General features: G+C 66.1%; 18 protein-coding genes. 14 read left to right on the plus strand and 4 right to left on the minus strand.

Annotated elements, in window-relative coordinates:
• Positions 1 to 65: 65 nt before the first annotated feature.
• The 3 genes from smc to WS68_RS19010 all read left to right on the plus strand — a co-directional run bounded on the left by smc (position 66) and on the right by WS68_RS19010 (position 5482).
• Positions 66 to 3584, plus strand: coding sequence for a chromosome segregation protein SMC (gene smc, locus WS68_RS19000; protein WP_059572232.1), 3519 nt, complete (start codon positions 66 to 68; stop codon positions 3582 to 3584).
• Between the two features lie 83 nt (positions 3585 to 3667).
• Positions 3668 to 4957, plus strand: coding sequence for a cell division protein ZipA C-terminal FtsZ-binding domain-containing protein (locus tag WS68_RS19005; RefSeq protein ID WP_059572202.1), 1290 nt, complete (start codon positions 3668 to 3670; stop codon positions 4955 to 4957).
• A gap of 90 nt (positions 4958 to 5047) precedes the next feature.
• Positions 5048 to 5482, plus strand: coding sequence for a MarR family winged helix-turn-helix transcriptional regulator (locus tag WS68_RS19010; RefSeq protein ID WP_059572203.1), 435 nt, complete (start codon positions 5048 to 5050; stop codon positions 5480 to 5482).
• Between the two features lie 93 nt (positions 5483 to 5575).
• On the opposite strand, the gene WS68_RS19015 is transcribed toward WS68_RS19010, so the two are convergent.
• Positions 5576 to 6313 (minus strand): enoyl-CoA hydratase-related protein, encoded by a 738-nt coding sequence (locus WS68_RS19015; RefSeq protein WP_059572233.1) that lies wholly within the window; start codon positions 6311 to 6313, stop codon positions 5576 to 5578.
• Between the two features lie 178 nt (positions 6314 to 6491).
• Here WS68_RS19015 and WS68_RS27845 point away from each other — a divergent pair, with 178 nt between their 5' ends.
• Genes WS68_RS27845 through def form a run of 3 tightly spaced genes read left to right on the plus strand, consistent with a single transcriptional unit; the run spans position 6492 to position 9301 of the window.
• Complete coding sequence (locus WS68_RS27845) at positions 6492 to 6650, plus strand: hypothetical protein (RefSeq protein WP_156429577.1); 159 nt, start codon at positions 6492 to 6494, stop codon at positions 6648 to 6650.
• A 45-nt stretch (positions 6651 to 6695) separates the two neighbouring features.
• A complete protein-coding gene (ligA, locus tag WS68_RS19020) occupies positions 6696 to 8771 on the plus strand; it encodes an NAD-dependent DNA ligase LigA (RefSeq protein ID WP_059572204.1) in 2076 nt (691 codons plus the stop codon).
• A complete protein-coding gene (gene def / locus WS68_RS19025; protein WP_059572205.1) occupies positions 8768 to 9301 on the plus strand; it encodes a peptide deformylase in 534 nt (177 codons plus the stop codon). Before ligA ends, def begins: the two co-directional genes overlap by 4 nt.
• 224 nt (positions 9302 to 9525) lie before the next feature.
• On the opposite strand, the gene WS68_RS26545 is transcribed toward def, so the two are convergent.
• The 3 genes from WS68_RS26545 to map form a co-directional block, all read right to left on the minus strand.
• Positions 9526 to 10965 carry a pseudouridine synthase gene (locus WS68_RS26545; protein ID WP_082710152.1) on the minus strand — a complete coding sequence of 480 codons (1440 nt, stop codon included), beginning with the start codon at positions 10963 to 10965 and terminating at the stop codon, positions 9526 to 9528.
• A 16-nt stretch (positions 10966 to 10981) separates the two neighbouring features.
• Entirely contained in the window at positions 10982 to 13555 is a 2574-nt protein-coding gene (locus WS68_RS19040) for a [protein-PII] uridylyltransferase (protein WP_059572207.1), read from the minus strand.
• Positions 13556 to 13668: 113 nt separating this feature from the next.
• Entirely contained in the window at positions 13669 to 14487 is an 819-nt protein-coding gene (gene map / locus WS68_RS19045; protein ID WP_059572208.1) for a type I methionyl aminopeptidase, read from the minus strand.
• 428 nt (positions 14488 to 14915) lie between these two features.
• Here map and rpsB point away from each other — a divergent pair, with 428 nt between their 5' ends.
• The 8 genes from rpsB to rseP all read left to right on the plus strand — a co-directional run bounded on the left by rpsB (position 14916) and on the right by rseP (position 22541).
• Positions 14916 to 15656: a 30S ribosomal protein S2 gene (gene rpsB, locus WS68_RS19050; protein WP_006402646.1), complete on the plus strand. Its 741-nt coding sequence runs from the start codon at positions 14916 to 14918 to the stop codon at positions 15654 to 15656.
• Between the two features lie 184 nt (positions 15657 to 15840).
• A complete protein-coding gene (gene tsf / locus WS68_RS19055) occupies positions 15841 to 16722 on the plus strand; it encodes a translation elongation factor Ts (RefSeq protein ID WP_059572235.1) in 882 nt (293 codons plus the stop codon).
• A 174-nt stretch (positions 16723 to 16896) separates the two neighbouring features.
• Positions 16897 to 17610 (plus strand): UMP kinase, encoded by a 714-nt coding sequence (pyrH, locus tag WS68_RS19060; RefSeq protein WP_059516848.1) that lies wholly within the window; start codon positions 16897 to 16899, stop codon positions 17608 to 17610.
• A gap of 97 nt (positions 17611 to 17707) precedes the next feature.
• Positions 17708 to 18268 (plus strand): ribosome recycling factor, encoded by a 561-nt coding sequence (frr, locus tag WS68_RS19065; protein ID WP_059516850.1) that lies wholly within the window; start codon positions 17708 to 17710, stop codon positions 18266 to 18268.
• 60 nt (positions 18269 to 18328) lie between these two features.
• Positions 18329 to 19111, plus strand: a complete 783-nt coding sequence (gene uppS, locus WS68_RS19070) for a polyprenyl diphosphate synthase (RefSeq protein WP_059572209.1) — start codon at positions 18329 to 18331, stop codon at positions 19109 to 19111.
• Positions 19105 to 19926 (plus strand): phosphatidate cytidylyltransferase, encoded by an 822-nt coding sequence (locus WS68_RS19075; RefSeq protein WP_059572210.1) that lies wholly within the window; start codon positions 19105 to 19107, stop codon positions 19924 to 19926. The genes uppS and WS68_RS19075 overlap by 7 nt, the downstream gene beginning before the upstream one ends.
• Before the next feature lie 15 nt (positions 19927 to 19941).
• Positions 19942 to 21138 (plus strand): 1-deoxy-D-xylulose-5-phosphate reductoisomerase, encoded by a 1197-nt coding sequence (locus WS68_RS19080; RefSeq protein ID WP_059572211.1) that lies wholly within the window; start codon positions 19942 to 19944, stop codon positions 21136 to 21138.
• 17 nt (positions 21139 to 21155) lie between these two features.
• Positions 21156 to 22541: an RIP metalloprotease RseP gene (gene rseP, locus WS68_RS19085; RefSeq protein ID WP_059572236.1), complete on the plus strand. Its 1386-nt coding sequence runs from the start codon at positions 21156 to 21158 to the stop codon at positions 22539 to 22541.
• Positions 22542 to 22646 lie beyond the last annotated feature (105 nt).

Below are 22646 nucleotides of genomic sequence, written 5' to 3' on the forward strand. Positions count from 1 at the left end.
TGGGCGTGTCGCGCCGCGCCGCGCCTGTTTCAATCCGTTTCACACTCTTTACCACCGGTACTGCCGTGCGTCTGAGCTCGATCAAACTCGCTGGCTTCAAATCTTTCGTCGATCCCACGCACTTCCAGGTCCCAGGCCAATTGGTCGGCGTGGTGGGCCCGAACGGGTGCGGCAAGTCCAATATCATCGACGCCGTGCGCTGGGTGCTCGGCGAATCGCGCGCGTCCGAGCTGCGCGGCGAATCGATGCAGGACGTGATCTTCAACGGCTCGACCACGCGCAAGCCCGGCAGCCGCGCGAGCGTCGAGCTGATCTTCGACAACTCCGACGGCCGCGCGGCCGGCCAGTGGGGCCAGTACGGCGAGATCGCCGTGAAGCGCGTGCTCACGCGCGACGGCACGTCGAGCTACTACATCAACAATCTGCCCGCGCGGCGCCGCGACATCCAGGACATCTTCCTCGGCACCGGCCTGGGCCCGCGCGCTTACGCGATCATCGGGCAGGGGATGATCGCGCGGATCATCGAGGCAAAGCCCGAGGAGCTGCGCGTGTTCCTCGAAGAGGCCGCGGGCGTGTCGAAGTACAAGGAGCGCCGCCGCGAGACCGAAAACCGGCTGCACGACACGCGTGAGAACCTGACGCGCGTCGAGGACATCATCCGCGAGCTGGGTGCCAATCTCGAGAAGCTCGAGGCGCAGGCGGTCGTGGCGACGAAGTACAAGGAACTCGTTGCCGACGGCGAGGAGAAGCAGCGCCTGCTGTGGCTGCTGCGCAAGAACGAGGCGGTAGCCGAGCAGCAAAAGCAGCGGCACGCGATCGGGCAGGCGCAGATCGAACTCGATGCGCAGACCGCTAAGCTGCGCGAGGTCGAGGCGCAGCTCGAGACGCTGCGCGTCGCGCACTATTCGGCGAGCGACGCGATGCAGGGCGCGCAGGGCGCGCTGTACGAAGCGAACGCCGAGGTGAGCCGGCTCGAGGCCGAGATCAAGTTCATCGTCGAATCGCGCAACCGCGTGCAGGCGCAGATCGCGGCGCTCGTCGCGCAGCAGGAGCAATGGCGCGCGCAGGCGCAAAAGGCGCAGGGCGATCTGGAGGAAGCAGAGGAGGCGCGCGCGATCGCCGAGGAAAAGGCCGCACGCGCCGAAGACGATGCCGCGGCCAAGCACGACGCGCTGCCCGCGCTCGAGACGCGCTGGCGCGACGCGCAGGCGCAGTTGAACGACGAGCGCGGCAGGATCGCGCAGACCGAGCAGTCGCTCAAGCTCGAGGCCGCGCACCAGCGCAACGCCGATCAGCAGCTCCAGCAGCTCCAGCAGCGGCACGAGCGCCTGAAGGCGGAGGCGGGCGGGCTCGACGCGCCGGACGAGGCGCAACTCGAGGAACTGCGCATGCAGCTTGCCGAGCACGAGGAGATTCTTGCCGACGCGCAGGCGCGCCTGGCCGACGCGCAGGACGCGCTGCCGACGCTCGACGCCGAGCGCCGCGCGGCGCACGAGCGGGTGCAGGCCGAAAGCGCGCAGATTCACCAGCTCGAGGCGCGGCTTGCCGCGCTCAAGCAGTTGCAGGAGAACGTGCAGACGGAAGGCAAGATCCAGCCGTGGCTCGACAAGCACGAACTGGGCGCGTTGCCGCGTCTGTGGAAAAAACTGCATGTCGAGGCCGGCTGGGAGCCCGCGCTCGAAGCGGTGCTGCGCGAGCGGCTCGCGGCGCTGGAAGTATCCAATCTCGACTGGGTGAAGGCGTTCGCGAGCGACGCGCCGCCCGCGAAGCTCGCGTTCTACGCGCCGCCGCCCGCGGGCGAGCCGCCCGCCGCGCCGGGCGCGTTGCGCGCGCTGCTGTCGCTCGTGCGTATCGACGACGCCGGCTTGCGCGCGGTGCTCAACGACTGGCTCGGCGCGGTGTTCGTCGCCGACGATCTCGCGCAGGCGCTCGCCGCGCGCACGCAATTGCCGCCGGGCGGCGCGTTCGTCGTGAAAGCGGGCCATGTCGTCACGCGGGCCGGCGTGCAGCTTTACGCAGCGGATTCCGAGCAGGCCGGGATGCTCGCGCGCGCGCAGGAAATCGAGAATCTGGCGCGCCAGGTGCGCGCGCAGGCGCTGCTGTCCGACGAGGCGAAAGCCGCGGTGGTGCGCGCGGAAGCCGCGCATACCCAGGCGTCGCAGGCGCTCGCCGAAGTGCGCGGCGAGGCCGAGCGCGCGACGCAGCGCGTTCACGCGTTGCAACTCGACGTGCTGAAGCTTGCGCAGGCGCACGAGCGTTACACGCAGCGCAGCACGCAGATTCGCGAGGAACTCGAGGAGATCGGCGCGCAGATCGACGAGCAGCGCGCGCTGCGGGCGGAGTCGGAAGCGAATTTCGAACGCCACGACGCCGAACTCGCCGAATTGCAGGCACGCTTCGAAGACAACCAGCTCGCGTTCGAAGCGCTCGACGACGAATTGACCAATGCGCGTCAGCACGCGCGCGATCTCGAGCGCGCAGCGACCGATGCGCGCTTTGCCGCGCGCCAGTCGGCCAACCGGATCGACGAATTGAGGCGCACGATCCAAGTCGCGCACGACCAGAGCGAGCGCGTCGCCGCGTCGCTCGACGATGCGCGCGCGGAACTCGAGACGATCAACGAGCAGACCGCGCACACCGGCTTGCAGGATGCGCTCGAGGTGCGCGCGCAGAAGGAGGCGGCGCTTGGCGCGGCGCGCGCGGAGCTCGACGATCTGAGCGCGAAGATGCGCGCGGCCGACGAGACGCGCATCGTGGCCGAGCGCTCATTGCAGCCGCTGCGCGATCGCATCACCGAATTGCAGTTGAAGGAGCAGGCCGCGCGGATGACGAGCGAGCAGTTCGCCGAGCAACTCGCGGCGGCCGAGGTCGACGAGGCGGCGCTCGCGCAGAAGCTGACGCCGGATATGAAGCCGTCGTACCTGCAAGGCGAGGTCACGCGGCTCAACAACGCGATCAATGCGCTCGGACCGGTCAACATGGCCGCGCTCGAAGAGTTGGCGGCGGCGAGTGAGCGCAAGGTGTTCCTCGACGCGCAATCGGCCGACTTGACGAACGCGATCGAGACGCTCGAGGACGCGATTCGCAAGATCGATCAGGAAACCCGCACGCTGCTGCAGGCGACATTCGACGAAGTGAACCGTCATTTCAGCGATCTGTTCCCGCGCCTGTTCGGCGGCGGCCAGGCGAAGCTGATCATGACGGGTGATGAGATCCTCGACGCCGGCGTGCAGGTGATGGCGCAGCCGCCCGGCAAGAAAAACGCGACGATTCACCTGCTGTCGGGCGGCGAGAAAGCGCTGACCGCGACCGCACTGGTGTTCGCGATGTTCCAGTTGAATCCCGCGCCGTTCTGTCTGCTCGACGAGGTCGACGCGCCGCTCGACGACGCGAACACCGAGCGCTTCGCGAACCTTGTGCGCGCGATGTCGGACAAGACGCAGTTCCTGTTCATCTCGCACAATAAGATCGCGATGGAGATGGCCCAGCAGCTGATTGGCGTGACGATGCAGGAGCAGGGCGTGTCGCGGATCGTCGCGGTCGACATGGAAACGGCTGCCGGGTTTGCGCAGAATAACGGTTGATGACAGAGCGCGCGAAGGCGCAACGCGAATCATCGATCGCGTTCGCACGCGCCGCATGACGAAGAATTGCTGATGGAGCATGCATGGACGAGTTGACACTCGGGTTGATCGGCGCGGGCGCCGTCGTGGTGGGCGGCGTCGTGGTGTACAACGCGTGGCAGGCGGCGAAGGTGCGGCGCAGGATGCCGCGTCCGATGCCGGCCGACGCGGCCGAGGCCGCCGCGCGGCACGAGCACGACGATGCGCCTTTCATCGAGCCGGTACGGCAGCCGGCGCGCCGTGACGCCGCCGCGGGCGCGGCGCCCGCGCAGAGCGACGCCGCGCGCGTCGAGCCGACGTTCGGCGGCGCGGCGGCGGCCGTGGCGCCGGCCGATACGCCCGCCGATCTGCAAGCCGAGGCGACTGCCGCGAACGGCGCGGCCGAACCCGCCGCCGAGCCGGCGCAAACGCAGGGCGCGGAAGGACAAAGCGCGCCGCCTGCCGCGGCCAGCGCCACCGCGGCACCCGAACCCGTCGAGCCAGTATTGCCCGCCGCGACCACGATTTCGGCTGCGCCGCCCGCAATCGTCGACAAGCGGATCGACTGCATCGTGCCGATTCGCCTCGCGGGCCCGCTCGCGGGCGACAAGATTCTCCCCGCCGCGCAGCGGCTGCGCCGCGCGGGCAGCAAGCCGGTGCACATCGAAGGTAAGCCGGAAGGCGGCGCGTGGGAACTGCTGCAAAACGGCGTGCGCTACGAAGAGCTGCGCGCAGCCGCGCAACTCGCGAACCGCAGCGGCCCGCTCAACGAACTCGAATTCTCCGAGTTCGTCACCGGCGTGCAGCAGTTCGCGGATGCGATCGACGGCGCACCGGAGTTTCCGGACATGATGGAAACCGTATCGATGGCGCGTGAACTCGACGGCTTCGCCGCGCAGTGCGACGCGCAGTTGTCGATCAACGTGATGTCGGACGGCGCGCCGTGGTCGGCAAACTACGTGCAGGCAGTCGCGTCGCAGGACGGCCTGCTGCTGTCGCGCGACGGCACCCGCTTCGTGAAGCTCGACGCGAAGCAGAACCCGGTGTTCATGCTGCAATTCGGCGACACGAATTTTCTGCGCGACGATCTCACCTACAAGGGCGGCAACTTGATCACGCTGGTGCTCGACGTGCCGGTCGCCGACGAGGACATCTTGCCGTTCCGGCTGATGTGCGATTACGCGAAATCGCTGTCGGAGCGCATCGGTGCACGCGTGGTCGACGATCAGCGCCGGCCGTTGCCGGAATCGACGCTGCTTGCAATCGAGCAGCAATTGCTGAAGCTGTACGCGCGGCTCGAGGAGGCGGGAATTCCGGCCGGCTCGCCGGTCACGCGGCGGTTGTTCAGCCAGTAAAAGGCCGGCGCCGGCGTGCGGCCATCGGCGCCGGCGCGCGCTGACCGGTCAGGCCCGCCGCCCGGCATGCGTGTGAGCACAAGCTAAAAAATGGATCATCGACTCGTCTATCTGTTGAACGTGGGCCAGCGGCGCTTGCATCGATGGACGCAGGCGCGCACCGCCGCGGGGGGCGTGACCGCGGCCCAGGCCGGGCTGCTGTTTTTTCTCGGCAAGCATGACGGCTCGCTGATGAGCGAGGCGGCCGCCGCGCTGGATCTCGGCGCGCCGGGCATGAGCGGTCTCGCCGACCGGATGGAGCGGGCCGGGCTCGTCGAGCGCCGCCTCGACGAACTCGACCGGCGCGCGGCGCGGCTTTGGCTGACCGCCGGCGGGCGCGCGGCGCTCAAGCGGGCGAAGGCCGGGCTGGCCGAGTTGAATGCACGCCTGACGGACGGGTTCACGCCGTCCGAGATCGATGTGGTCGCGCGCTGGCTGGCCAGCCTGCAAGACAAGTTTCCGGCGACCGACGACGGCCTGGCGTGATGAGCCGCGCTGGTTTTCGTTCGCCCGGCGCGCGGGCGAACGCCGTCGCGGCATCCGGCAGCCGCCCGCGCCGTGCGCCCGTTGCCGCCGGTCCTATCGTTGCGCGATCTTCGTGAAGTCCGGCGGGCGTTTCTGCGCGAACGCGACGAACGCTTCCTTCGCCTCCGCGCTTGCCATGCGTTCGACGAATACCTCGCCTTCCCGATCGATCTGCGCGACCAGCTTCTCGGCTTCGCGCATCAGCCGCTTCATTGTCGCCAACGAGCCGCGCGGCTTGGCGGACAAGGTCCTGGCGATTTGCTGTGCCGCGTCGCGCAACTGCGCGAGCGGCACCACCTGATTGGCGATACCCCATGCAAGCGCGGTCGCGGCGGGCAGCGGCGCGCCGAGCGAGAACATCTCGAAGGCCCGGACATGGCCGATGCGCAGCGGCAGCAGATAGCTCGACGCCGCTTCCGGAATCAGCGCGAGATTCACGAAAGGGGTGATCAACTGCGCATCGTCGGCCAGGATGACGTAATCGCAATGCAGCAGCAAGGTTGTCCCGATTCCGACGGCCTTACCCTGCACGGCGGCGACGACCGGAATCGACGCATTCGCGAGATGGTGCAGGAAACGCACGACATGCTGCTCGCTTGGGCCGTTTCCCAACGCTTGCGCGGCGAATTCGGCGACGTCGTTGCCGGCCGTGAAGGTGTCCGCGTCGGCCTGAATCAGCAGCACCCGGACATCGTTGTCGGCGTGCGCGCGTTCGATGACGTCCGCCAGCGCGCGATACATCGCGTTGGTCAGCGCGTTCTTTTTGTCGGGGCGCGAAAGCGTAACGGTCATGATGCCGTTGGCCAGGTCGGTTTTGATTTCCGTCGTGGGCACGGTTTGTCTCCGGAGTTGAGGGGCGGGGCGCTGCTGCTTGATCTGGCGCGTGCGCGCAACGGCCTTCCAATCGGCCGCTCGCGGCGGCAAACAACATTCGCATGCGAAGTATATATGATTCGCATGCGAAACAAGTGTGACGCCGCGGCTCGGGAAATGGAAAGAGGAGGAATGGCAAGCGGATACGGGCGGCAAGCGCGACGAAACCGGCAGCGCGGCGATTCGTGCCCCCGGCGGGCGCGAACCCGGCCATTCGGCAGACCATTCAGACGATGCCGAAAAGGGCGCGAACTGAGATAATCGTCGCCTGATCAATCCCGCAATACATGCCGCCAGCATCATGGCCCGATCCTCCAAAGAACCGCCAGCCAGCCAGCCGGCCGAGCGCGCCACATGGCTGCGCGCCGAGCTTGAGCGCGCGAATTACGCTTATTACGTGCTCGACCAGCCGGATCTGCCCGACGCCGAATACGACCGCCTTTTCATCGAACTGCAGCAGATCGAGGCCGCGCATCCCGAACTCGCGACGCCCGATTCGCCGACGCAGCGCGTGAGCGGCGAGGTTGCGAGCGGTTTCACGCCGGTCGTCCACGACAAGCCGATGCTGTCGCTGAATAACGGCTTTACCGACGACGATGTCGCCGCATTCGACAAGCGCGTTGCCGACGGGCTCGACAAGCAAGCCGATCTGGCCGGCACCGTGACGGAACCTGTCGAATACGCGTGCGAGCTGAAGTTCGATGGTCTCGCGGTCTCGCTGCGCTACGAGGACGGCCGCTTCACGCAAGCGTCAACGCGCGGCGACGGTACGACCGGCGAGGACGTGACCGAAAACATTCGCACGATCCGCACCATTCCGCTGCGCTTGAAGGGGGAGCGGCTGCCGCGCGTGCTCGACGTGCGTGGCGAAGTGCTGATGTTCAAGCGCGATTTCGCGCGTCTGAACGAACGTCAGCGCGCGGCCGAGCAGCGCGAATTCGCGAATCCGCGCAACGCGGCGGCGGGCAGCTTGCGGCAGCTCGATCCGAAGATCACCGCGCAACGGCCGCTGTCGTTCTTCGCCTATGGAATCGGCGTGCTCGAAGGCGCCGATATGCCCGATACGCACAGCGGCCTGCTCGACTGGTACGAGACGCTCGGCCTGCCGGTGAACCGCGAGCGCGCCGTCGTGCGCGGCGTGGCGGGATTGCTTGCATTTTTTCGTGCGATCGGCGAGAAGCGCGAGTCGCTGCCGTATGATATCGACGGTGTCGTCTACAAGGTGAACCGGCGCGACGAGCAGGACAAGCTCGGCTTCGTATCGCGCGCGCCGCGTTTCGCGCTTGCGCACAAGTTTCCCGCGCAGGAGGCGTTGACCAAGCTCGTGTCGATCGACGTGCAGGTTGGCCGCACCGGCGCAATCACGCCAGTCGCGCGGCTCGAGCCGGTGTTCGTCGGCGGCGCGACCGTCACGAACGCGACGTTGCACAACGAGGACGAGGTGCGCCGCAAGGACATCCGGATCGGCGATACGGTGATCGTGCGCCGCGCGGGCGACGTGATTCCGGAAGTGGTGTCGGCCGTGCTCGACCGCCGCCCGGCCGATGTGCGCGAGTTCGTGATGCCCGATGTTTGCCCCGAGTGCGGCTCGAAGATCGAGCGGCTGCCGGACGAGGCGATCGCGCGCTGCACGGGCGGGCTGTTCTGCCCCGCGCAACGCAAGCAGGCGCTCTGGCACTTCGCGCAGCGCCGCGCGCTCGATATCGACGGGCTGGGTGAAAAGATCATCGATCAGCTCGTCGAGCAGAATCTCGTTCGCACGCCTGCGGATTTGTTCAACCTGGGTTTTTCGACGCTTGTCGAGCTGGACCGCTTCGCGGAGAAATCCGCGCAGAATCTGATCGATTCGCTCGAAAAGGCGAAGCACACGACGCTGTCGCGCTTCATCTACGCGCTCGGCATCCGCCATGTCGGCGAGTCGACCGCTAAGGATCTCGCGAAGCATTTCGGTTCGCTCGACCGGATCATGGACGCGTCGCTCGAGGAACTGCTCGAGGTCAACGACGTCGGGCCGATCGTTGCCGAATCGCTGCGCCAGTTTTTTGCCGAGGAGCATAACCGCACCGTCATCGAGCAGTTGCGCGCGCCGGGCAAGATTAGCTGGCCCGAAGGGCCGCCTGCGCCGCGCGAGCCGCGAGGTGTGCTCGCCGGCAAGACCGTGGTGCTGACGGGCACGCTGCCGACGCTGACCCGCGACGACGCGAAGGCGCTGCTCGAGGCGGCGGGCGCCAAGGTCACGGGCTCGGTATCGAAAAAGACCGACTATGTTGTCGCGGGCGCGGACGCGGGCAGTAAGCTCGCGAAGGCGGAGGAACTCGGCGTGCCGGTGCTGGACGAAGCGGGTATGCAAAAACTGTTGGAGGGGCAGGCGGAATGATTCGCGAGATTCTGAAAATGGGCGACCCCCGGCTGCTGGAGGTCGCCAAGCCGGTCGATGTATTCGATACGCCCGAGTTGCACGCGCTCATCGACGATATGTTCGAGACGATGGCGCATGCGAACGGCGCGGGGCTTGCCGCGCCGCAAATCGGTGTCGGGTTGCAGGTGGTCATCTTCGGCTTCGGCAGCAGCGAGCGTTACCCGGACGCGCCGCCCGTGCCGAAGACGGTGCTGATCAATCCGACGCTCGAGTATCTGCCGCCCGACATGGACGATGGCTGGGAGGGGTGTTTGTCGGTGCCGGGGATGCGCGGCGTCGTGAGCCGCTACCGGCGGGTGCGCTACAGCGGCTTCGACCAGTTCGGCGCCAAGTTCGAGCGGGTCGCGGAGGATTTTCACGCGCGCGTGGTCCAGCACGAATACGATCATTTGATCGGCAAGCTCTATCCGATGCGGATCACCGATTTCTCGAAGTTCGGTTTTGCCGAAGTGCTGTTTCCGGGGCTCGATCCCGACGCCGACGATTGAGCCGCGGCGCGGACGAATCGAGTGGCCGTATCGATCGCGGGCCGGTGACGTCCTGGTTTGCGTCGCGTGCGCCGAACATGATGGCGAGGCCGCTCGCAGGCGCATGAAAAACGCCCACCGTGATGGCGGGCGTTCCGGTGGGCGACGAACGGACGCTTGAACGCGGCGCGGCCCGCGCCATTTGCGACGCCGGAAAAGATCCGCCGTCAGAATGACTGGAGCGGCTAGAACGACTCGTCGGGCGACAAATAACGCCACTGTCCCTGCGGCAGCGCGCCGAGCATCACGCGGCCCATGCGCACACGCTTCAGGCCGATCACGTCGAGGCCGACAAGCTCGCACATCCGCCGAATCTGGCGCTTCTTGCCTTCGCGCAGCACGAAGCGAAGCTGCTCGCCGTTCTGCCAGCTCACCATCGCAGGCTTGAGCGGCACGCCGTCGAGTTCGAGGCCATGACGCAGCTTCGCGAGCAACTCGGCGGGGAAGTGCTGGTCGATATCGGTCAAGCGTTCGCCAAAGCGCACGCGCACCAGATATTCCTTGTCGATGTCGGATTGCTCGCCGATCAACTGCTTCGCGATGCGGCCGTTCTGCGTCAGCACGAGCAGGCCTGTCGAATCGATGTCGAGCCGGCCCGCCGGCGCGAGCGCGCGCAAATGCTGCGGCGAGAAACGTAGCGTGGAGCGGTCGCCGCTCCAGTGGTTGTCGCGTGTGATGAGCGTTGCGGCGGGCGCGTAACCGTCCTCAGCCTGACCGGACACGTAGCCGACCGGTTTGTGCAGCAGGATCGTCACTTGCGCCGCTTGCGCGGCGCGCGCGTTCGAATCGATTTCGACGCGCTGATCAGCGCGTACCTTGGCGCCGAGCGTGTCGATGCGCGCTCCATCCACGAGCACCCAGCCCTTCTCGATCCATTCGTCCGCTTCGCGGCGCGAGCAGAGGCCGAGTTCCGACATCCGCTTGGACAGCCGAACAAGGCCCGTTTCGTCGCTGCGGACGGCCGGGGCCGCGTCGCTTTGCGTGGCGCGGCGTTTGACCGGCTGTGCGCCCTTGAGGCCGGCGCGCGGTGCGGGACGGCGCGTATCGGTTGCGCTCGCATGCGATGCGGGGCGGCGGGACGTGCCGGACTGCGCACCGGGTTGCGTATGCTTGGCCGAGCCGTCGTATCGGCCGCTCGCGTTGCGCGTTGCGCGTTGACCAGCGGCGGGGCGCTTGTCCGCGAATGCGCGGGCGGTATCGCGAGGAGCTCGGCCGCCCGATCGCGCTTCGTCGCGCTCGCCGGTCCGGCGCGATTCGCCGGTTCGAGCCGAGCCGCCGAATTTCGTGCCGGCCGCGTCGCCGCGCTTGCCGGCCGCAGTCTTTGCCGCCCCGGCCGTTTTCGGCCTTGCCGGCGCGGCGGCGCGCGGGGCTGCCAACTTCGACGCCGACGATGCCGGCGCCGCCGATTTTTTTGCGGCGGGCTTGGCTGCCGGTTTCGTGGCCGATTTCGCGGCCGGTCCGCCTTTGCGCGTTGCCGCGCCGGCCGTTTTTGCCGGCTGCGGCTTCGCGCCGGCGATTTTGTCGAGCGGGCGAGCGGTCTTACGCGCGTGGGCGCTCGACGCCCGTACTGGGGCCCGGCCCGGCGAGGCCGGCCGGGGATTCTTGACGGTCAATTTTGTGCGCATAAATGCTGATATCTACTCACACTGCAATGGCGCGCAACAATTCGGTTTCGACTTGGATCTGCAGGCGGTTATCGGATAAGCCGCTGCCGTCAAGCATGAAAACGTCCTCGACGCGCTCGCCGAGCGTATTGATCCGCGCCGCATGGACGCCGACCCGGTGCTCGGCGAGCACGCGCGCGATCGAATAAAGAAGGCCCGGCCGGTCGTTCGCCGACACGGACAGGATGTAGTATTGGCCGCGCTCGTCGGCACGCAGGTCGACGCGCGGCGTAATCGGGAAGGTTCGCGACAGCCGCGACAGCCGCCCCTTGGCCGGTTCGGGCAACGGCGACGAAGCGGCCAGGCGCGCCGCGAGCTGCTGCTCGACGAGGTTCGCGATATCGCGGTACTGCCCGTTGCGCTCGGTCTGCGTGACGATGAAGTTGTCGAGCGCGTAACCGTGGCGCGTGGTGCTGACCCGCGCATCGAGCACCGAGAGCCCGTTGCGGTCGAAATACGCGCAAATGCCCGCGAACAGGTCGGAGCGGTCCTTCACGTAGACGAGCACCTGCAGCGCGTCGCCGACGGGCGACGGGCGCGCGCGCACGATGGCGGTGTCGGCTTCGACGTGCCGGTACAGAACGCGGGTCTGCCATGCGATGTCGGCCGCGTCGTGGCGCAGGAAGTAGCCGACATCGAGCTTGTCCCATAGCGCGCGGTGCGCGTCGGACGGCACGGTTTCGAGGCGCAGCAGCGCGAGCGCTTCCTCCTGGCGCGTCTTGAGTTCCGAATGCGGATCGGGCTGCGCGCCGCCGAGCACGGCGAGCGTCGTGCGGTACAGATCCTCGAGCAGCTTGCCTTTCCACGTGTTCCAGACCTTCGGGCTCGTGCCGCGAATGTCGGCGACCGTCAGCAGATACAGCGCGGTCAGCCGCCGCTCGCAGCCGACGAGATCGGCGAAGCGCCTGATTACGTCGGGGTCGCTCGTATCCTGCTTTTGCGCGACCTGACTCATCGTCAAATGATGCTGGACGAGCCAGACGATGAGCGCCGCGTCGCTGCCGGCAATGCTGTGGTCTCGACAGAAGCGCCGCGCGTCGGCCATTCCCAGCACCGAATGGTCGCCGCCGCGGCCTTTCGCGATATCGTGGAAGAGGGCGGCCACATACAGCACCCACGGCCGCTCGAAATTCACGATGAGCTGGCTGCAAAACGGGTATTCATGCGCGTGCTCGGCAACCGCGAAGCGTCGAATGTTGCGCAGCACCATCAGAATGTGCTGATCGACCGTATATACGTGATAGAGGTCGTGCTGCATCTGTCCGACGATGCGCCGGAAGTTCAGCAAATAGCGGCCGAGCACGCTTGTCTGATTCATCAGCCTGAACGCGTGCGTGATGCCTTCCGGCTGCTGGAGGATTTCTATGAACGTGCGGCGGTTGCGCGGATCGCGCCGCCACGCGTTGTTCATCACGTCGCGCGAGTTGTAGAGCGCGCGCAGCGTGCGTGCGGACAGCCCCTTCACGCCGCGCACCGTTTCGTAAAGCAGGAACGCTTCGAGGATCGCATCGGGGTGGCGTGCGAACAGATCGTCCGCGGCGATTTCCAGCATTCCCTGTTTCTCGACGAAGCGCCCAGGCGACAGCACGCGCGTAATGCCGCTCGTTGCCGGGAACAGTTGCGCCTCGATGTTCTGGATCAGAATCGTCGCCAGTTGCGTGACGGCCTTCGCGGCCCAGTAATAGCGGCGCATCAGCTGCTCGCTCGCGCGCTTGGCGGGCGTCGGTTGATAACCGAAGCTCTCGGCCGCCTGCGTTTGCAAATCGAACACGAGGAGATCCTGTCTGCGCCCGGCGATCACATGCAGCCGCGCGCGCAGCGTTTTCAGGAATCCCTCGTTGCGGCGCAGCTCGCGCGCCTCGCGATCGGTGATGAGGCCGCGCGTGTCGAGTTCGCGCCAACTGCTGCCGAAGCCCGCCGCGCGGGCGATCCATAGAATCGTTTGCAGATCGCGCAGCCCGCCGGGGCTTTCCTTGATGTTCGGCTCGAGGCTATACGGCGTGTCCTGGAACTTCGCGTGGCGCTGACGAAGTTCGAGCACCTTGGCCTGGAAGAACGCGCGTGCGTCGAGCGCTTCCCGGTAGCGCAGCATGAAGCGCTCGAAGAGCGCGGTGCTGCCGACGATCCGGCGCGCTTCGAGCAGCGACGTCTGCACGGTGATGTCCTGCGCCGCCTCGTCGAGACACTGGCCGACGGTGCGCACGCTGCTGCCGATCTCGAGCCCCAGATCCCATGCCATGCCAATGAAGCGCTCGATCCGCTCGTCGAGTTCGTTGGCGTGCGAGTCGGGCAACAGCACCAGGATGTCGACGTCCGAATGCGGCGCCAGTTCGCCCCGGCCGTAGCCGCCGACCGCCACGAGCGTAAGCGCCGTGGTCAGCCCGCAGTCGCTCCATAGGCGGCGCAGCGCGTCGTCGGTCGCGCGCGACAGCGCGTGCATCAGCGGCGTGACGTTGGCCGCGGATTTGAAGCGCATGAGCAACTCGGCCTTGGCCGCCTTGAATTCGGCCTTGCGCGGCGGTGTGGACGGCGGCGCGACGGAAACGCTCATGGGCAGCGATCGACCAGGCGATGGTTGGGCAATTGAAAGAAATGCGCCGCCCGAACGATTGTCGGGCGGCGCTGGCAATAAGCTGCGACGCGCTCGGCGCGGGCGCGCTTCGCTCAGACGGCGGCGGCCGCGTGCGCGGCAAGCGCCGGGCGCGCAGGTGTGCCGGCCGACACGGTCAGCACGTCATAGCCAGTGTCGGTGACGAGCACCGTATGCTCCCATTGCGCAGACAGGCTGCGGTCGCGGGTTTTGACGGTCCACTGGTCAGGCATCGTGCGGATGTCGCGCTTGCCGGCGTTGATCATCGGCTCGATCGTGAAGATCATGCCGGGCTTAAGCTCCACGCCCGTGCCTGGCCGGCCGTAGTGGACAACTTGCGGGTCCTCGTGAAACACCGTGCCGATCCCGTGACCGCAATATTCGCGCACGACGCTGTAGCCTTGGCCTTCCGCATGCTTCTGGATCACATAGCCGATATCGCCGAGATGCGCGCCCGGCTTCACTTGCTCGATGCCGAGCCACATGCATTCGTAGGTGGTTTGCACGAGACGCTTCGCGAGGATCGAGCCGTCGCCGACGATGAACATCCGGCTCGTGTCGCCGAAATAGCCGTTTTTGATGACGGTGATGTCGAGGTTGACGATGTCGCCGTTCTTCAGCGTCTTGTCGCCGGGGATGCCGTGGCAGATCACGTCGTTGACTGACGTGCAGATCGCCTTCGGATACGGCGGGTAGCCGGGCGGCTGGTAGTTGAGCGGCGCGGGAACCGTGTTCTGCACGTTGGTCATGTATTCGTGGCAGAGGCGGTCGAGTTCGCCCGTCGTCACGCCCGCGACGACGAATGGCGTGATGTAATCGAGCACTTCGCTCGCGAGCCGGCAGGCGACGCGCATCTGGGCGATGTCGTGTTCGTTTTTGAGCGTAATGGCCATGGTCGATGCCTGGAGTGCGATGAATTAGGCAATTATCGCACCTTATTCCCGGTGCCGCAGCGTCTTTGCCGACGCAATGGGTGCCCCAATGGGCGCGGCGAGGGCGGTGCAGCCGGGCGCCGGGGCGCCCCCCGCCGTGCGATCCGATCCGGAAAAGGCGGCATGACTTGAGAGCCGCCGCCGCCGTGTGCTATAATTTTCGGCTAAGTCGACGCTGAAATTGCGATTTTCCGCTTGCCTGAACGGCGGGCGGCGAAAGCGCGGTGGCGGCGAAGGCTTCAGGCGTAACGTTCCAGGCGGTTGCATTGTCGGGGAGCGTGCGCCGAATCGCAAGCCGGGGCAACCAGGGTGTCGCGCGACGATCGGATGTCCGGATCGCGCCGATGCGGCCGCCGGCTTAAGACCCCAACCCTCGTGGAGAAATTCTGATGGCAGTCACGATGCGCCAAATGCTGGAAGCCGGTGTCCACTTCGGTCACCAAACGCGCTTCTGGAACCCGAAGATGGCGCCGTTCATCTTCGGTCACCGTAACAAGATTCACATCATCAACCTCGAAAAGACGCTGCCGATGTACAACGACGCGCTGAAGTACGTGCGTCAGCTGGCGGCGAACCGGGGCACGATCCTCTTCGTCGGCACGAAGCGTCAGTCGCGCGACACGATCGCGCAGGAAGCACAGCGCGCCGGCATGCCGTTCGTCAACGCGCGTTGGCTCGGCGGCATGCTGACCAACTTCAAGACGCTGAAGGTGTCGATCAAGCGCCTGAAGGACATGGAGGCGGCGGTCGAGGCGGGCGAGCTCGAGAAGATGAGCAAGAAAGAAGCGCTGCTGTTCGAGCGCGAGATCGCGAAGCTGCAAAAGTCGATCGGCGGCGTGAAGGACATGGGCGGCATTCCGGACGCGATCTTTGTCGTCGACGTCGGCTACCACAAGATCGCCGTCACTGAGGCGAACAAGCTGGGCGTGCCGGTGATCGCGGTGGTCGATACGAACCACTCGCCGGAAGGCGTCGATTACGTGATCCCGGGCAACGACGATTCGAGCAAGGCCGTCGCGCTGTACGCGCAAGGCGTCGCCGATGCGATCCTCGAAGGCCGTGCGAACGCGGTCAACGAAGTGGTCCAGGCGGTGCGCGGCGACGACGAATACGTCGAGGAAAACGCGTAACCGGCCCCGAGCCGGCGCAAAAAGGGGGCTCTAGACAAGCCCCCTTTTTTTAAGCCGATTTTTTTGGGCGGCCTGACGGCTGACTGTGGCGCGCAACGATTTCGCGCGGCTGCCCGGAAACGAATGCCGGCCGTTCGCGTCGAAGTGCGGGCGGCGTTGTGAATACAGACTCAAGGAGCGAATGATGGCGGCAATTACCGCAAGCATGGTGGCAGAACTGCGCGCGAAGACCGACGCACCGATGATGGAGTGCAAGAAGGCGCTGACGGAAGCCGACGGCGACCTGGCCAAGGCCGAAGAGCTGCTGCGCGTGAAGCTCGGCAACAAGGCGAGCAAGGCGGCATCGCGCGTGACGGCCGAAGGCGTCGTCGCATCGTTCGTCGGCGGCAACGCCGGCGCGCTCGTCGAGCTGAACTGCGAAACCGACTTTGTCGCGAAGAACGACGATTTCCTCGCATTCTCGAAGCAGGTCGCGGAACTCGTGGCGAGCCAGAATCCGGTCGACGTCGCCGCGCTGTCGGCGCTGCCGCTCGACGGCAAGACGGTCGACGAAGTGCGTCTCGCGCTCGTCGGCAAGATCGGCGAGAACATCTCGATCCGCCGCTTTGTCCGTTTCGAAACCGCCAACAAGCTCGCGACGTACCTGCACGGCAGCCGCATCGGCGTGATCGTCGAGTACACCGGCGAGCAAGAGCAGGTCGGCAAGGACGTCGCGATGCATATCGCGGCGATGAAGCCGGTTTCGCTGTCGGCCGAAGAAGTTCCGGCTGACCTGATCGAGAAGGAGCGCCGCGTTGCCGAGCAGAAGGCGGCCGAATCGGGCAAGCCGGCCGAGATCGTCGCGAAGATGGTCGACGGCAGCGTCCAGAAGTTCCTGAAGGAAGTGTCGCTGCTGAACCAGCCGTTCGTGAAAAACGACAAGCAGACGGTCGAGCAGATGCTGAAGGCCGCGAATTCGGCGGTGCAGAAGTTCGCGCTGTTCGTCGTCGGTGAAGGCATCGAGAAGCGCCAAGACGATTTCGCGGCGGAAGTGGCCGCACAAGTCGCTGCTGCGAAGCAGCAGTAACGCTCGCGGTAGCCAGCAGTAGCAGTACGTATGACCCGCGGCGTGCCTTTCGCCGCGGTCGGCGCCGCCGCCGGGCCGGGCGATGTAGTCCGGTCGACCCGGCGGCGCTTGCCCGAATCAGCATTTCGCCCCTACAGTTCGTGCTTGTCATCCTCTCGTCGCTCGGAAGCTCCTATGTCCAATGCCTATAAACGCGTCCTCCTCAAACTCTCCGGCGAAGCTCTGATGGGCGATGATGCCTTCGGCATCAATCGCGCGACGATCGAGCGGATGGTTGCCGATATTTCGGAAGTCGTCCGTCTCGGCACGCAGCTCGCGGTCGTGATCGGTGGCGGCAATATTTTCCGCGGCGTGGCGGGCGGCGCGGCTGGCATGGACCGCGCGACGGCCGATTACATGGGGATGCTCGCAACGATGATGAACGCGCTCGCGCTGCAAGACGCGATGCGTCACGCTGGCATCGAGGCGCGCGTGCAATCGGCGCTTCGGATGGACCAGGTCGTCGAGCCTTACATCCGCCCGCGCGCGATCCGTCAGTTGGAGGAAGGCAAAGTGGTGATCTTCGCGGCGGGCACGGGCAACCCGTTCTTCACCACCGATACGGCGGCCGCGTTGCGCGGCTCGGAAGTCGGCGCCGAGGTCGTGCTGAAGGCAACGAAGGTTGATGGCGTCTATTCGGCCGACCCGAAAAAAGATCCGTCCGCGACGCGCTATTCGTCGATCAGCTTCGACGAAGCGATCGGCCGTAACCTGCAGGTGATGGACGCGACCGCTTTCGCGCTCTGCCGTGACCAGAAGCTGCCGATCCGCGTGTTTTCGATCAATAAGCCGGGCGCGCTCAAGCGCGTCGTGCAAGGTGAGGATGAGGGCACGCTCGTCCACGTGTAAACTCCCGCCGATGCGGGCAACCCGGGCGGCGCCGGATGCACCGCCCGTTGTACCGTTGTCCGCGTCGTTTTGAAGTCTGGAAGGTTCGGAGGTAGAAATGAGTGTCGCTGATATCAAAAAGGGCGTCGAGCAGAAGATGCAGCGTTCGATCGAGGCGTTCAAGAACGATCTGGCGAAGGTCCGCACGGGCCGCGCGCATACGGGTTTGCTCGACCACGTGCAGGTGGACTACTACGGCTCGATGGTGCCGATTTCGCAGGTTGCGAATTTGACGCTCGTCGACGCGCGCACGATCGGCGTGCAGCCGTGGGAGAAAAACATGGTCGCGAAGGTCGAGAAGGCGATCCGCGAGGCCGATCTGGGGCTGAACCCGGCGACCGCGGGCGATCTGATCCGCGTGCCGATGCCGCCGCTCACCGAAGAGCGCCGCCGCGAGCTGACGAAGGTCGTCAAGAGCGAGGGCGAGACGGCGAAGGTCGCGATCCGCAATTTGCGCCGCGACGCGAACGAGCAATTGAAGAAGCTCGTGAAGGACAAGGAAATCTCCGAAGACGACGAGCGCCGTGCAGGCGACGACGTGCAGAAGTTGACCGACAAGCACGTGGCGGAAATCGACAAGCTCGTTCAGACGAAGGAAGCGGAGATCATGACGGTCTGACGCCGTCGTATCGTCGAGTGCATTGCACTTTTTTCCCGCAGCTATAGTCTTTCAGCGGCCATGACTTATACCAGTTCCACCGTTCACGTACCTGACGTCACGAACGTGCCGCGTCACGTGGCGATCATCATGGACGGCAACGGCCGTTGGGCGACTGAGCGCCGCTTGCCGCGCGTCGCAGGGCATACGCGCGGCGTCGATGCGGTGCGTGCCGTCGTCGAGGGGTGCGCGCGGGCGGGCGTCGAATACCTGACGCTATTCGCGTTCAGTTCCGAGAATTGGCGCCGGCCGACCGACGAAGTGTCGTTTCTGATGCGCCTGTTCATCACCGCGCTCGAGCGTGAGGTCGGCAAACTGCACGCGAACGGCATCCGGCTGCGCGTCGTCGGCGATCTGTCGAAGTTCGAGCCGCGCATCCAGGCGCTGATCCGCCGGGCGGAAACGAAGACGGCGCGCAACACGCGCCTGACATTGACGATCGCCGCGAACTACGGCGGCCGCTGGGACATCCTGCAGGCGACGCAACGGCTCGTCGAACAGGCGGCGCGCAAAGGGCGCGCGGTCGAGATCGACGAGGATGCGTTTGCCAGCCATCTGGCCATGGCCTATGCGCCGGAGCCGGATCTTTTCATCCGTACCGGCGGCGAGCAGCGCGTCAGCAATTTCCTGCTGTGGCAGCTTGCTTACGCCGAATTTTATTTTACCGACAAATTCTGGCCGGATTTCGACGGCAACGCGCTCGCCGAGGCGCTCGCGTCTTATACGCACCGTGAACGCCGGTTCGGCCGCACGAGCGCGCAGCTCGAACCCCAAGCTCAGGACGCCGATTCCCTTTCATGCTGAAGACCCGTGTGATCACGGCGGTCGTGCTGCTGGCGGTATTGCTGCCTGTGACGCTGTTCGCGCCGCTTGCCGGATTCGGCGCGCTGATTGCGCTCGCGCTCATGTTCGCCGCGTGGGAATGGGGGCGGCTGCTCGCGCTCGGCAGCGCCGGCTCGATTGGCTACGCGGCGCTCGCGGCGCTCGCGCTTGCGGCGAGCACGCGGCTCGGTATCGGCGCGCAGGCGGCGCGGCCGTTGTTCGCGGCGGCCGGTATTTTCTGGCTCTTGATCGGCCCCTATGCGCTCGCGCGCAAGCCGGTGCTCGCAGCGCGCGCGTGGCGGCTGTTTCTGCTCGCGGCTGGCCTTGTCGTGTTCGCCGCGTGCTGGCACGCGCTGGTTGCCGCACGTGCGATAGGCGTACCCTTCGTGTTGTCGCTATTGCTGGTGGTGTGGCTTGCCGATATCGGCGCATACTTTGCCGGCAAACGGTTTGGCAAGCATAAGCTCGCGCCGTCGGTCAGTCCGGGCAAAACCTGGGAAGGCGCGGCTGGAGGCTGGCTCGCGGTGATGGCCGTGGCCGGCGCGGCCTCGGTTTCGCATGTTTTCGACCCGACCCTGTATTCGGCGCTCGGCATGCGCTACGGCGTGGCGGGGGCGTTCGCCGCGCTGTCCGTGCTCGTCGCGTCCAGCGTGGTCGGCGATTTGTTCGAATCGTTGCTCAAGCGCCAAGCGGGCGTGAAAGATTCGAGCGGTTTGTTGCCCGGGCACGGCGGCGTGCTCGATCGCGTCGACGCACTGTTGCCCGTGTTGCCGCTCGCGCTGCTGCTGCTCGGTTAAAACTCGACTTACATCATGCAAAAACGTCTGACATTGCTCGGTTCGACGGGCTCGATCGGAGACAGCACGCTCGACGTCGTCGCGCGCCATCCCGAGCGCTTCGCGGTTCATGCGCTGACCGCGCACCGCAACGGCGACAAGCTCGTCGCCCAATGCCTGCGCTTTGCGCCCGATATCGCGGTGGTCGGCGACGCCGACACCGCCGCGCGCGTCGATGCGCAACTTCGCGCGGCGGGCAGCAAAACGCAGGTCGCGTATGGCCCGCAGGCGCTCGTCGACGTGTCGACGAGCGACGGCTGCGATACCGTGGTCGCGGCAATCGTCGGTGCGGCGGGGTTGGCGCCAAGCTTGGCCGCCGCGCGCGCGGGCAAGCGCATCCTGCTGGCGAACAAGGAAGCGCTCGTGATGTCGGGCACGATTTTCATGGATGCGGTGCGCGATCATCACGCGATCTTGCTGCCTGTCGACAGCGAGCACAATGCGATTTTCCAGTGCATGCCGCGTGATGCAGCCGAGCACGGCGGCATTGCCAAGATCATCGTGACCGCGTCGGGCGGCCCATTCCGCACTCGCGAACCGGCGACGCTCGCCAATGTGACGCCCGACGAGGCGTGCAAACATCCCAACTGGGTAATGGGCCGCAAGATTTCGGTCGATTCGGCGACGATGATGAACAAGGGCCTCGAAGTGATCGAGGCGCATTGGCTGTTCGGCCTGCCCGGCGAGCGGATCGACGTGCTGATTCACCCGCAGAGCGTGATTCATTCGCTCGTGTCGTATAAGGACGGTTCGGTGCTCGCGCAGCTCGGCAACCCGGATATGCGCACGCCGATCGCGCATGCGCTGGCGTTTCCGGAGCGGGTCGATGCTGGCGTTGCGCCGCTCGATCTCGCGCAGATCGCCGCGCTGTCGTTCGAAAAGCCCGATTTCGCGCGCTTTCCTTGTCTCGCGCTCGCGCTGCAGGCGCTCGACGCGGGCGGCGTCGCCAGCGCGGCGCTCAACGCGGCGAACGAAATCGCGGTCGAGGCGTTCCTGTCGCGGCGGATTCGCTTTACCGCTATCGCGCAGACTGTCGAGGCGGTGCTCGATAGGCTCGATAATCGCACGCCGAGCGGTCTCGACGACGTGATCGGCGCCGATGCCGCCGCGCGCCGCGCTGCCGCCGCGTTCATCGACAAACTGCCCGCGCCCGACGTGACGCGGGCCGCGTGAATGGAGCCGCTGCGCTCATGAACATGCTGATCGAACTGCTCGCATTTGCGGTGGCGATCGGCGTGCTGGTCGTCGTGCATGAATATGGGCACTACCGCGTCGCGCGCTGGTGCGGCGTGAAGGTGCTGCGCTTCTCGATCGGATTTGGCGCGCCCGTCGCGCGCTGGGTCAGCAAGAAGACCGGCACCGAATGGACACTGTCCGCGCTGCCGCTTGGCGGCTACGTGAAGATGCTCGACGAGCGTGATCCCGGCGACGGTATTCGCGCGCACGAGTTGCCGCATGCGTTCAACCGGCAATCGGTCGGCAAGCGGATCGCGATCGTCGCGGCCGGCCCGGTGGCGAACTTCCTGCTGGCGATCGTGCTGTTCGCGCTCGTTTTCGCGACCGGCGTGACGGAGCCCGCGGCCGTCATCGCGCCGCCGGCCGCGGGCACGAGCGCCGCGCTCGCCGGATTCGACGGCGGCGAAACCGTCGTGTCGATCCGCGATGCGCATGGCGGCGAGGCAACGCCGGTGCGCTCGTGGTCCGATCTGCGCTGGAAGCTGCTGTCCGCCGCGATGGACCACCGCGACGTCGTGCTCGGCGCGCGAAACGGCGGGGCGCACGCATCCGGCGACACGTTCGATTTTCGCGTCGATCTGCATCGGCTCGACGATCGCGACCTCGACGGCGATTTCATGATGCGTCTTGGTTTCGATCAGGGCGGCGGCGCGCTCGCGGTGACGTCGGTGCAGCCGGGCAGTGCCGCGCAGCAAGCGGGATTGCAGCCGGGCGACAAGCTCGTCGCGCTCGACGGCGCGCGCATCGGCAGCTCGTCGCGCTTCATCGACGACGTGAAGGCGCACGCGGGGCGGGCGCTGGCGCTGCGCATCGAGCGCGCGGGTGTCGAGCGCACGCTGACGATCGTCCCGCAGGCACAGCGCGATGACGAGACGGGTCGGCAAGTCGGCCGCATCGGCGCGGCGCTCGCGCTGAAGACGCCGATGGTCGACGTGCGCTACGGCGTGCTCGAGAGCGTCGAATTCGGCGCGCGGCGCACTTGGGATATCGCGCTGTATTCGCTGAAGATGTTCGGCCGGATGGTGACGGGCGACGCGTCGCTGAAAAATCTGTCGGGACCGGTGACGATCGCCGATTACGCGGGTAAGAGCGCGCGCCTCGGATGGTCGGCATTTCTATCGTTTCTCGGCCTTGTCAGCATTAGCCTCGGTGTACTGAACCTGCTGCCGATTCCGGTTTTGGACGGGGGGCATCTGTTATATTATCTGGTTGAAGCCGCGACCGGTAAGGCCGTATCGGAGCGCTGGCAACTGATTCTGCAAAGAGCGGGATTGATCTGCATCGTCGCGTTGTCGGCGATCGCACTGTTCAACGATCTGGCTCGGTTAATCCATTTTTGACGCATCGGGCGGTGCCGTTAAGGTTTGCCGCCTGACCTGATGCAAGCTTAAACACTGGGGATGCATGTTGTTGAAACCTCATGGCTTCGTACCGAAGGCGGTAGC

Origin of the sequence: Burkholderia sp. TSV86 (genome assembly GCF_001522865.1) — a bacterium.
Classification (GTDB): Bacteria; Pseudomonadota; Gammaproteobacteria; order Burkholderiales; family Burkholderiaceae; genus Burkholderia.

Bases quoted from the DNA above. Each gene is read 5' to 3' on its own strand.
- WS68_RS19075 (WP_059572210.1), top strand. From the start codon at position 19,105: ATGCTGAAGACCCGTGTGATCACGGCGGTCGTGCTGCTGGCGGTATTG.
- WS68_RS26545 (WP_082710152.1), bottom strand. From the start codon at position 10,965: ATGCGCACAAAATTGACCGTCAAGAATCCCCGGCCGGCCTCGCCGGGC.
- rpsB (WP_006402646.1), top strand. From the start codon at position 14,916: ATGGCAGTCACGATGCGCCAAATGCTGGAAGCCGGTGTCCACTTCGGT.
- map (WP_059572208.1), bottom strand. From the start codon at position 14,487: ATGGCCATTACGCTCAAAAACGAACACGACATCGCCCAGATGCGCGTC.
- ligA (WP_059572204.1), top strand. From the start codon at position 6,696: ATGGCCCGATCCTCCAAAGAACCGCCAGCCAGCCAGCCGGCCGAGCGC.
- rseP (WP_059572236.1), top strand. From the start codon at position 21,156: ATGAACATGCTGATCGAACTGCTCGCATTTGCGGTGGCGATCGGCGTG.
- pyrH (WP_059516848.1), top strand. From the start codon at position 16,897: ATGTCCAATGCCTATAAACGCGTCCTCCTCAAACTCTCCGGCGAAGCT.
- tsf (WP_059572235.1), top strand. From the start codon at position 15,841: ATGGCGGCAATTACCGCAAGCATGGTGGCAGAACTGCGCGCGAAGACC.
- def (WP_059572205.1), top strand. From the start codon at position 8,768: ATGATTCGCGAGATTCTGAAAATGGGCGACCCCCGGCTGCTGGAGGTC.
- frr (WP_059516850.1), top strand. From the start codon at position 17,708: ATGAGTGTCGCTGATATCAAAAAGGGCGTCGAGCAGAAGATGCAGCGT.
- WS68_RS19080 (WP_059572211.1), top strand. From the start codon at position 19,942: ATGCAAAAACGTCTGACATTGCTCGGTTCGACGGGCTCGATCGGAGAC.
- WS68_RS19005 (WP_059572202.1), top strand. From the start codon at position 3,668: ATGGACGAGTTGACACTCGGGTTGATCGGCGCGGGCGCCGTCGTGGTG.
- WS68_RS19015 (WP_059572233.1), bottom strand. From the start codon at position 6,313: ATGACCGTTACGCTTTCGCGCCCCGACAAAAAGAACGCGCTGACCAAC.
- uppS (WP_059572209.1), top strand. From the start codon at position 18,329: ATGACTTATACCAGTTCCACCGTTCACGTACCTGACGTCACGAACGTG.
- WS68_RS19040 (WP_059572207.1), bottom strand. From the start codon at position 13,555: ATGAGCGTTTCCGTCGCGCCGCCGTCCACACCGCCGCGCAAGGCCGAA.
- WS68_RS19010 (WP_059572203.1), top strand. From the start codon at position 5,048: ATGGATCATCGACTCGTCTATCTGTTGAACGTGGGCCAGCGGCGCTTG.